Genomic DNA, 5,506 nt, shown 5'->3' on the forward strand with positions numbered 1-5,506 from the left:
CTCACGCCGCTTCCGGCGCCAGGCCGGGTCGCTGAGGAACAGGCCCACCGCGATCACGGCGCACAGCGGGGCGAAGACGCGCCGGTCGTTCTCCGCGAAGGTCTTGTTCGCCTTCCAGTCGAGGACGTCGAGGGTGGTGCCCCGGTAGCCGGTCACCGCGCGGGCCCCCATCGCGACCATCAGGCCGCGCCTGAGCAACCGCCCGAACCAGTTCTTCTGGCCGAAGCCGGCGGAGAGGGCGGTGCCCACCCCGAGCGCTCCCGCGACCGTCGCGGTCGCCCCCGGGGTCGGCGGGGTCTTCTGGCCGGTGACGTTCCGGCTCAGCTCCTTCGCCGAGTCGTAGGGCACGGTGCTGCCGCGCGCCCAGGCCACGTGCAGGGCGGAGAGACCGCCCAGGAGCAGGGTGGGAACCACCGAAATCGTCTTGCTGAGCGCCATCTGCGTTCTCCTCACGTCGTCCTCGGGGCCCGTGCCGGTGCCCACGTCTCTATTTCGCGGCGTCGAACCTCAGGTAGAGATCCTGCACCCGGTCACCGGAGGCCGTGTGATCGTTCCGGGTGAAGATGCCGCACTGTTCGACCCGGCAGTCCAGGCCCGCCATGCTGAGCTCGGGGACCAGAAGCCGCGCGGTGAAAGCGCCGTTTTCGGCGTCCGTGTAGGACCCCGTCGCGAAGGCGCGCCAGGCCCAGTTGTTCGTGATCCACTGGCTCTCCAGGGCTGGCCCGTCCGCGCCGGAGTTCTCCTGCTCGGCCAGCTCGCCCGATTCCGCCCCCTCGGGGATCCCGCCCAGGCAGGGCGAGGGCTTCTCGCCCGCGGCGGGAACCTTGCAGAATCCGAGGTATATACCGTTGTCGGCATTGAAGCCGGTGCCGAAAACCGTGAGCTCATCCCCCGGGGAGAGCTGCGAGAGATCCACGGCCTCGCCCGTCGGGCCGACAACGCCGAGCACCCGGGTCCGGTCGTCCGCGCCCACTGCGCTCACCTCGTCGGGGAAGCTGCCCTCGTCGACCCCGGTCTGCCCGGAGCTGCCCGCGTTCTGGTGGGTCAGGATCGGCACGACGACCGCCGCGGCCAGGGCGAGCACCAGGACCGCGAGGCCGCCGCACACCCACAGGATGATCCGCTTGATGCGGCGGCGGCGTGAAACGGGAGCGCTCATACCCTCATGCTATCTGCTGAGTCCCGGCTCGCGCGAGAAATGCCCCTGGCAGTATGCCCGTCGCGGGAAAGCTCTGAAACGGCCGGGACTCATCCCAGAGGGTTCCGCTCCGTGGTAGGCTGTGGCTTACACTTTGTCCCTGATTTGGCACACTGCCTCGCGGCCCATTTCCCGCGGGGCCCGATCTTGTAAGGGGGTCTCGCATGGGGCGCGGCCGTCAAAAAGCAAAACACACGAAGGTTGCTCGGGAGCTGAAGTACTTCAGCCCCGACACCAACTACTCCGCCCTCGAGCGCGAGCTCGGCATCGAAACGCCGCGGCCCGCGCATCGAGACGAGCCCGAACCCGACGCGTGGGCGGAGTACGCGGAGAAGTACAACTCCGACTCCGACGACGACTAGAGCGAGACCGACCCGTTCGGACGCCCTCGCCTCGTGAGCGACCCCCGCGAGAGACCCACCCGGTCTCCGCGGGGGTTTCTCGTTGCCTGGAACAGCTTCCCTGGAACGGCCCGGGGGCACGCCCGGAGTCGTCACGGCGCTCTCCGCCGACCCTGGGGAGACCGCGCCGAGCACGCGGACGTGGCCGCGCGCGGGGACGGGTGACCCGGCCCCGCGCGCGTTCGGGCTTAGGCCGTGGCGTAGTCGCCGACGAGGCGCACCGCGCCGCCGTCGACGCCCTTCGCGCCCTGCTCGAAGTCGCTGAGGTCGCGGGCCTGCGTGGAGACCCGGCCGGCCACCCAGGAGGAGATCCCCGAGGCTTCCAGCTTGGCGATAACCGAGGAGGCAGACCCGGCGTCGACCACCGCGATCATGCCGACGCCCATGTTCCAGGCACCCTCGAGGCCGCCGAGGTCGTGGCCACCCAGGTCCGCCAGGTGCCGAATGACGGGCAGCGGCGACCAGGTCGCGCGGTCCATCTCGCACCAGGTGCCGACGGGCAGGACGCGGGCCAGGTTCGCGGCGATGCCGCCGCCGGTGACGTGGGAGAGCGCGTGCAGGCTCCCGGCGAGCGCGGGGTCGTCGAGTACCTCGAGCAGGGGGCCGGTGTACAGGCGGGTCGGCTCCAGCAGGGCCTCGCCGTAGCTCGTGCCGAGCTCGTTGGAGTGGTCGGTGTAGAGCACATCGGCGCGGGCCAGAATGTGCCGGACCAGGGAGTATCCGTTGGAGTGGAAGCCGGAGGCGGCCATCGCGATGACTACGTCGCCGTTCTTGACCCGGTCCGGGCCGAGCATGGCGTCGGCCTCGACGATCCCGACGGCGGCGCCAGCCACGTCGTACTCGTCGGCCTTCAGGAGGCCGGGGTGCTCGGCCGTCTCGCCGCCGACGAGGGCAGTGCCGGTTGCGGAGCAGGCCTCGGCGATGCCGCGCACGATGTCCGCGATGCGCTCGGGAACGACCTTGCCGCAGGCAATGTAGTCCGTCATGAAGAGGGGGCGGGCCCCGACCACGATGATGTCGTCCACGACCATGCCGACGAGGTCCTGGCCGATCGTGTCGTGCTTGTCGATGGCCTGCGCAATCGCGACCTTGGTGCCGACGCCGTCCGTGGACGTCGCGAGCAGCGGCCGCGTAAACGACTTCAGCATCGAGACGTCGTAGAGGCCGGCGAAGCCGCCAAAGCCGCCGAAGACGTCGGCGCCGTGCGTCTTCACGATCGCCGCCTTCATCAGCTCGACTGCGGTATCGCCGGCGTTCGTGTCAACGCCGGCCTGGGCATAAATCGAAGGATTCTCGCTCACCCTGTCAGCTTAGCGCGTCACCGGGGCCGCGCCAGCCGGAGTACGCTTGGTCGTGTCCCGCGCGCACAGTCGCCTGTGAGAGACTGTCCGCGACCCCCACCGCTTCAAACCCCTGAGGAGCATTTGCCCAATGTGCGGCATTGTCGGAATCGTCTCATCCGAACCGGTTAACCAGCAGATCTACGACAGCCTGCTTCTCTTGCAGCACCGCGGCCAGGATTCCACCGGAATCGCCACGGCAGAGGGCAGCGTCTTCCACCAGGTGAAGGCGCGGGGGCAGGTGCGCGAGGCGTACCGCACCCGCGACATGCGCAACCTCCTCGGCAACATGGGTCTCGGCCACGTGCGCTACGCCACGAGCGGCACGGCGGCGAACGACCAGGAGGTGCAGCCGTTCTACGTGAACGCGCCCTACGGCATCATCCTCGTGCACAACGGGAACCTGACGAACACGCGCGAGCTCACCGCTGAGCTGTTCAATGTGGACCGCCGGCACCTGAACACGAGCTCCGACACGGAGCTCCTGCTCAACGTCCTGGCGACCGAGCTGCAGGCCGAGATCTCGGGGCTGTCGCTGGAGCCCGAGCAGGTCTTCAACGCCGTGACCCGCGTCTACGAGCGCGTGCAGGGCTCCTACGCCGTCATCGCGCTCATCGCGGGCTACGGCATGCTCGCCTTCCGCGACCCGAACGGGATCCGCCCGCTGATCCTCGGCAAGCGCGTGAGCGCCGCCGGCAAGGACGAGTACGTCGTGGCCTCCGAGTCGCTCGTGCTGGAGTCCGGCGGCTACGAGATCGTGCGCGACCTCGGCCCCGGCGAGGCCGTGTTCATCAGCACCGAGGGGGAACTGTTCAGCCGCCAGTGCGGGGCCAACCCGCGCCTCGCCCCCTGCTCCTTCGAGTTCATCTATCTCGCGCGCCCCGACTCCGTCCTGAACGGCATCTCGGTGTACGACGCCCGGCTCCGGCTCGGCAACGTGCTCGCGGAGCAGATCAAGACGGAGATGTCGACCGGCGACGTTGATGTCGTGATGCCCATCCCGGACTCGGCGCGCCCCAGCGCCATGCAGGTCGCTCGCCAGCTCGGCATCGAGTACCGCGAGGGCTTCTTCAAGAACCGCTACGTGGGCCGCACCTTCATCATGCCCGGGCAGGCGGTGCGCAAGCGCTCGGTGCGGCAGAAGCTGAACGCGATGAGCTACGAGTTCACCGGCAAGAACGTGCTGATTGTCGACGACTCGATCGTTCGCGGCACGACCTCCCGCGAGATCGTCGAGATGGCTCGCTCCGCCGGGGCCAACAAGGTCACCTTCGCCTCCGCCGCTCCGCCGGTGCTGTTCCCGCACGTCTACGGCATCAACATGCCCTCGCGGCAGGAGCTGATCGCGCACAACCGCTCCACCGAGGAAATCAGCCGGGAGCTCGGCAGCGACCAGCTGATCTACCAGCGCGTGGCAGACATGAACCGGGCCATCCTGGACGGGCAGAGCGCGGTCACCGAGCTGGAGAACAGCTGCTTCACGGGCGAGTACATCTCGGGCAACATCGACGCCGAGTACCTCGCGTGGGTCGAGGCAAACCAGGTCAGCTAGCGCGGCGCGCGCGAACGCGGTCGACGGGCACCTCGCTGAGGGCCCATCGACCGCGTTCGTGTGTGCGGGGCCTTAGGCCTTCGGCTTGGGCTCGTCCGCAGCCGAGTCCTCAGTCGGCCCCTCGTCCTTCGAGCCGACTTCCTGCTTCAGGATTCGCGCCGACTGTCCGAGGCTGCGCGCGAGCGCGGGAAGCTTCGGGGCGCCGAACAGGAGCAGCACAATCACGAGGATGACGACGAAGTGCGTCCCGGTCAAACCAGCCATGGGGGGTCTCCTGTTCAGGGTTGGAAGATTATTGTACGTCCGTGTGGACGGCGCGCGCGCTCACGCGGCGACGCCGGGCCGCGGCGCTGAGCACGAGGCACAGGATCGCGCCGAGGGTCAGGCCGATGACCCCGCCGATCAGCGCGAAGAATCCGACCGCCTGACCGAGGGTGTAGTTCGCGTCCTGCGCGATGGGGAACATCGTGGTGATGACGGCCCCGAGGATGATCCCGATGGCGATCGAGACGGTGAGGATGCGGCCGTAGCGCACCGATCGCTCGACGACGACGGGCTCCTCCGTGCGCACCTCGACCGGCTCGTGCGCGGGAGCTTCGACGGCTTCGGCGCCCTCGACGACGACCTCTGGGGTCACGGCCTCGGGGGCGGGGACGTCGGCGGCCGCAACGTCAGGGGTGGGTTCGGAGGCACTCATGCCCCCATTGTCTCAGCTTTTCGCTGAGCCTCCGCTCAGTGCGCGTCTGGCCCGGTGCGGAGCACGGGAATCATGCCCTCCAGCGTGGCCCGCGTCCCCGAGGCCGAGACGAGCGCCCCGCTCCGGGCCTCCGCCCAGCTCACGCGCCCCGTGGCGAGGCCGAGCCACACCGCCGGGGCCATCTCCACTACGTTCGGCGGGGTACCCCGGGTGTGCGCGGGACCCTCCACGCACTGCACCGCACCAAAGGGCGGCACGCGCACCTCCAGGGTGCCGCCCGGGAAGCGATCCGCGAGTTCTTGGAGCAGGTAGCGCACC

General features: G+C 69.2%; 8 protein-coding genes. 2 read left to right on the forward strand and 6 right to left on the reverse strand.

Features of this window, described 5'->3' with window-relative positions; translation table 11 throughout:
• Together OOT08_RS07675 and OOT08_RS07680 are read right to left on the reverse strand one after the other, a co-directional pair.
• A partial coding sequence (locus tag OOT08_RS07675; RefSeq protein ID WP_325092008.1) for a DUF3995 domain-containing protein occupies window positions 1–438 on the reverse strand: 438 nt, incomplete at its 3' end.
• A gap of 49 nt (window positions 439–487) precedes the next feature.
• Window positions 488–1,159: a hypothetical protein gene (locus tag OOT08_RS07680; RefSeq protein ID WP_325092009.1), complete on the reverse strand. Its 672-nt coding sequence runs from the start codon at window positions 1,157–1,159 to the stop codon at window positions 488–490.
• A 203-nt stretch (window positions 1,160–1,362) separates the two neighbouring features.
• On the opposite strand from OOT08_RS07680, the gene OOT08_RS07685 reads away from it, so the two are divergent.
• Window positions 1,363–1,560, forward strand: a complete 198-nt coding sequence (locus OOT08_RS07685) for a DUF3073 domain-containing protein (RefSeq protein WP_325092010.1) — start codon at window positions 1,363–1,365, stop codon at window positions 1,558–1,560.
• A gap of 227 nt (window positions 1,561–1,787) precedes the next feature.
• Here OOT08_RS07685 and purM read toward each other — a convergent pair whose 3' ends face one another.
• The gene (gene purM / locus OOT08_RS07690; protein WP_325092011.1) at window positions 1,788–2,900 is read right to left on the reverse strand and encodes a phosphoribosylformylglycinamidine cyclo-ligase; all 1,113 of its coding nucleotides are present in this window, start codon (window positions 2,898–2,900) and stop codon (window positions 1,788–1,790) included.
• Window positions 2,901–3,030: 130 nt separating this feature from the next.
• Here purM and purF point away from each other — a divergent pair, with 130 nt between their 5' ends.
• Complete coding sequence (gene purF / locus OOT08_RS07695) at window positions 3,031–4,491, forward strand: amidophosphoribosyltransferase (protein WP_325092012.1); 1,461 nt, start codon at window positions 3,031–3,033, stop codon at window positions 4,489–4,491.
• Window positions 4,492–4,563: 72 nt separating this feature from the next.
• On the opposite strand, the gene OOT08_RS07700 is transcribed toward purF, so the two are convergent.
• The 3 genes from OOT08_RS07700 to OOT08_RS07710 form a co-directional block, all read right to left on the reverse strand.
• A complete protein-coding gene (locus OOT08_RS07700) occupies window positions 4,564–4,755 on the reverse strand; it encodes a twin-arginine translocase TatA/TatE family subunit (protein WP_325092013.1) in 192 nt (63 codons plus the stop codon).
• A 28-nt stretch (window positions 4,756–4,783) separates the two neighbouring features.
• Window positions 4,784–5,188, reverse strand: a complete 405-nt coding sequence (locus OOT08_RS07705; protein WP_325092014.1) for a hypothetical protein — start codon at window positions 5,186–5,188, stop codon at window positions 4,784–4,786.
• A gap of 35 nt (window positions 5,189–5,223) precedes the next feature.
• Window positions 5,224–5,506 (reverse strand): sterol carrier family protein (locus OOT08_RS07710; protein ID WP_325092015.1); only part of this gene is annotated, 283 nt, incomplete at its 5' end.

This window comes from Leucobacter sp. M11, from assembly GCF_035726885.1.
In the GTDB taxonomy this organism is placed as follows: Bacteria; Actinomycetota; Actinomycetes; order Actinomycetales; family Microbacteriaceae; genus JAPFRB01.